Source organism: Tateyamaria sp. (genome assembly GCF_039945315.1).
In the GTDB taxonomy this organism is placed as follows: Bacteria; Pseudomonadota; Alphaproteobacteria; order Rhodobacterales; family Rhodobacteraceae; genus Tateyamaria.
This window is the reverse complement of the sequence record NZ_JBDUXB010000021.1, coordinates 1-3,838: the sequence shown is the minus strand read 5'-3', so window position 1 is coordinate 3,838 and position 3,838 is coordinate 1. Positions and strand designations below refer to the sequence as shown.

The window sequence follows — 3,838 nt, the reverse complement described above, 5'->3', positions numbered from 1 at the left end:
GCCAGTAGAAGTCCGCGAAGCCATCCGTTCAAATGGTGAGCTTGCGGTTAATCGCATGACGCAGCTTCTGTCTGATGAAAGCGCTTGGGGACCGTCTGGCTGGATCAAGCCGCGAGAGCAAATACTGTTGGCGACAGCGGCGCAAGAACGCGCTTTTGGCAAGGTTCACAGCGTCGCTGTAGATCATCTCCATGGCGGTTCCATCGACTTAACGGCCAAACAGGCGTCAATATCAGACCGGCTGGCTTCGGTGGCTGATCATTTGCCGGAGCGAAAGGTTCGGCCGTTACCCACTGATACTGAGGTCGTCGAATTAGAAACACCGGTGCGCAGAAAAATCCGCTGAAGGTGAAGAGGGTCGTTGACTGCAGAAGTTTGAAATTCCAGCCATGAAGGACTGCATTGCGCTACACAGCCGCCATATGAGAAAAACGGTCGAATGACCGCATCGAGCCCGAATTGACTGATTCTGCGCGGGGATCGAACGAGCGCGAAGCACGCTAAGCGGACGATGCCCGTCAACGCGGAGGATGCGGACAACCCGCCTCGCTGCGATCGGTACGGCGCGCTCGTGGGATCATTCCGACTCAAGCAATTGCGACCTCCAGGTTCCATCGCTTAGAGTATGGCGATGCTCTACGGTTTGTTTTTGATCCTGGCCCTAACGCCTTGCGCCACCATTGCAGATGAGCTTGATCTTCCAGCAGAGAGCATAGAATCTGGGCGCAACCTATTCTTGGAAAAATGCTCGCGTTGTCATGGACGTGACGCCTCGGGCGGCAATGCTCCAGACATTCAGGGCATACTTGCAAACGATGTGAAAGATGCGGCACGCGGTGTAGAGGCCATGCCGGAAATCGCGCTGAGCGAGACTAAAGTGGGGCATATTGCCTTCTTCTTGATGTCTCTCGCCCGGGATCAAGCTTGCCTGCGGTTATCAATCAGGCGGGCGCGCGAAAGGTATGGTTGCGCCGCGGACTAGTCCAAGGACCATGTCTCGGCGAAGCCGTGGGGCCGGCGTTTATACCGGCCCCACGGACGAGTTTCAAATCTTACCCGAGTACGCCGCCGTCATCGCGGGTGACGGCGATGACGGCCGAGCGCGGGACCGCATCACCGCCCTCGGGCCAATGGCTATCGCCGCGTTCGCCCGGGTGCTGGATGCCGACCAATATGGTCTTCTTGTCGGGCGTCCAGGCCAGACCGGTGACTTCGCACTGTCTGGGACCGACCAGGAAGCGGCGGATTTCGCCGGTTACCGTATCTGCGGCCAGCATCTGGTTGTTGCCGTGCCCGGCGAAGTCCTCTTCGTTCGAGTAGTTGCCGTCGGTCTGTATCCACAACAGGCCGTTGTCGTCGAACTTCAACCCGTCCGGCGAGTTGAACATGTTGTCGGCGTTCACGTTGTCGGACCCCGCATAGGCGTCGGAATGCACCGTCGGGTTACCGGCAAGCACGAACAGATCCCACGAAAAGCCCGAGGCCGTGTGATCGGCTCCATCCGGGCGCCAACGCACGATTTGGCCGTAGTGGTTTTCGGCCCGCGGGTTCGGGCCCATCGCCGGGGTCTCATCGTCGCCAGCGTTCGGTTTCACGCCGCGGTTCTTGTTGTTGGTCAGACAGCAATAGACCTCTGCCGCCGAGGGATTGGCGGCGACCCATTCCGGCCGGTCCATGGTGGTTGCGCCGACCGCAGACCCCGCGAGGCGGGTGTGGATGGCGATTTCCGCCTTTGACGCCATGCCGGTCGATTCCGGCGTAAGTTCGGCCCACTGGCCGGTGCCATCCTCGCTGAACACTGCGACCGAAAGCGTGCCTTCTTCCATCAGGCTGTCGGTCGAGGCGCCCGGCGCATAGACGCCGTCCGAGACGTAGCGGTAGAGGAATTCGCCCCTCTCGTCGTCGCCCATATAGACCACGACCCGGCCGTCGCCATTGATGACCATCTCTGCATTCTCGTGCTTGAAGCGGCCAAGCGCGGTGCGCTTTTTCGGTGTTGAAGTCGGATCTTTGGGATCGAGCTCGACGACGTAGCCGTTACGGTTTGGCTCGTTGGGGTGCTTGAATGTGTCGAAGCGCTCGTCGATCTGCGCCCATCCATAGCCCCAGTCGCTTTCCCTGATGCCGTAGCGGATGAATTCCGGCGTTGGCTGTATCGGCTTGTTGTCCTGCACTTCCTCGCTAGAGCTGTAGTAGCCATTGAAGTTCTCTTCGCAGGCCAGGTAGGTGCCCCAAGGCGTCGAGCCGTTGCCGCAGTTGTTCCAGGTCCCGAGGCTCTTGATGCCGTCCGGATCGGCTTCGGTCTTCATAAGATCGTGGCCTGCGGCCGGTCCGGTGATCTCCATCTCGGTATTAGGGGTCACGCGCCGGTTATAGGGGCTGTCCTTTACCATCTCCCAGCCGTTTTCGCCCGGCGCGATTTCGATAACGCTTAACCCGTGCGCCATCATGCCTTTAAGGACATCGTCATCGGTCTCGTACTTACCCTCCTCCCGGTTGCCCCAGGTGATTTTGCGGTTGGTGTATTCGTTATTGACCGCCAGAAGCAGTTTGTCGCCATGGGCGAAAACCTCCATCCCGTCGGTGTTGTCGCCGAATGTAACGGCCTGGCTGGCGCCGGTGCCGCGGGTGGCGTGGTCAAAATCTGGCCCATCGGACGTGAGTGGATCGCCCCAACGCACGAGAACTTTTGCCGAAAAACCGTCAGGAACGGTGATGTCGTCGGCGGTGTTTGCCGCGATACCGGTGAAGGCGAAGCGGTCGGTTGCGGCCTTGGCAGGGGTCGTCAGTGCAGTGCCGCCCAGAAGCCCAATGCTGCCGAAGGCCAGCACACCGCCGAGCATGCCGCGGCGCGAGATGGCGGCCTCCACAATGTCGTCGAAATCGCAGGTTTCGGGGCGCGGGCTGTGAATGTCGTCGTACTCGTCAAAGGATATGTCTTCGTTGTGGTCGCGGGCCATGAATGGTCCTCCCTGTTTCAATTTTTTGTGTTGTACGGTGCGAGTGGCACTCTGGAATGCGAGAAGCTCTGCCTGTCCCAGCCAACAATCTGGCCAGACTTCTCTTGGCTGGACCTTACCAAGGATTGGCGATTCTGCCAAAACCAGAATCGCCTGGTCGCAGCGACCGAGGTTTGCCAGGCACTGGTCATCCTTTGGGATAGATCGATAGAACAAGCCGTCGATCTGGATGGCAAGCGCGGGGTTAGCGCCCGCGACACGGCGTTCTGAAAGCGCCGCTAGCCGCCATTCGGCCATATGCGGCGAATTCGCGCTTTGTCCGCAACTCGGACAGTCGGCCAAAGAAAACGAATGTCTGCAAACGCAAAAAGCAGCCATTCATGCAGCCCGCAGCGAACGACTGCATCGAGCAGCCCAAAGCAGACATGCCCGATTACCAACCGAGCAGTTGCAGCAAAAATCATCTGAAGTCATCGGCCGCATCGCAGCAAGAAAAGCGGCCGTTCATTGTAAGTGCAGCGAAATCTATGGGGCCTATGACCGAGTTGCGAACAAAGCAGAAGTTCCTCTCATCGGGACTTTCAGAGGCTTTGCTACCTAAGCCGTAATGGCCACGTTGAATTCAACCTGAGCTGATCAGATTTAGGGGTGCTGTCAGACGGATTCGAACTAGTCTCAGTTTGCCGCTAACAGAGTGAACTTATCCGGAACAAAGTTGCCGCCACTCGATGAGAGCGGCGCTTCGGTTCAGCTTGAAGTTTTGTCGTGAGTAGAGGTGGCGTTCCTGATTGAAGTGGTTGTAGACGGAGGAGTGAACGGAGGCGAATTTCTGCAAACTTCGCATGCGCCGAAAGCGAAGCATCGCTCGCTCTCTTCGT

At 58.5% G+C, this 3,838-nt stretch carries 3 protein-coding genes and 1 pseudogene; 2 read left to right on the top strand and 2 right to left on the bottom strand.

Annotation, left to right across the window (positions count from 1 at the left end):
• Both ABJD00_RS06345 and ABJD00_RS06340 read left to right on the top strand, forming a co-directional pair.
• Window positions 1-346, top strand: a 346-nt coding sequence (locus ABJD00_RS06345) for a hypothetical protein (RefSeq protein WP_348107407.1), incomplete at its 5' end; no start/stop codon positions are given.
• A gap of 285 nt (window positions 347-631) precedes the next feature.
• Window positions 632-982, top strand: a complete 351-nt coding sequence (locus ABJD00_RS06340) for a hypothetical protein (protein ID WP_348512076.1) — start codon at window positions 632-634, stop codon at window positions 980-982.
• Between the two features lie 70 nt (window positions 983-1,052).
• Here ABJD00_RS06340 and ABJD00_RS06335 read toward each other — a convergent pair whose 3' ends face one another.
• On the bottom strand, window positions 1,053-2,960 hold the full coding sequence (locus tag ABJD00_RS06335; RefSeq protein WP_348107405.1) for a PhoX family phosphatase: 1,908 nt from the start codon (window positions 2,958-2,960) through the stop codon (window positions 1,053-1,055).
• Window positions 2,961-3,660: 700 nt separating this feature from the next.
• Window positions 3,661-3,838 (bottom strand): annotated as a pseudogene (locus ABJD00_RS06330) (IS6 family transposase); the annotation flags it as partial.

Bases quoted from the DNA above. Each gene is read 5' to 3' on its own strand.
- ABJD00_RS06340 (WP_348512076.1), top strand. From the start codon at position 632: ATGCTCTACGGTTTGTTTTTGATCCTGGCCCTAACGCCTTGCGCCACC.
- ABJD00_RS06335 (WP_348107405.1), bottom strand. From the start codon at position 2,960: ATGGCCCGCGACCACAACGAAGACATATCCTTTGACGAGTACGACGAC.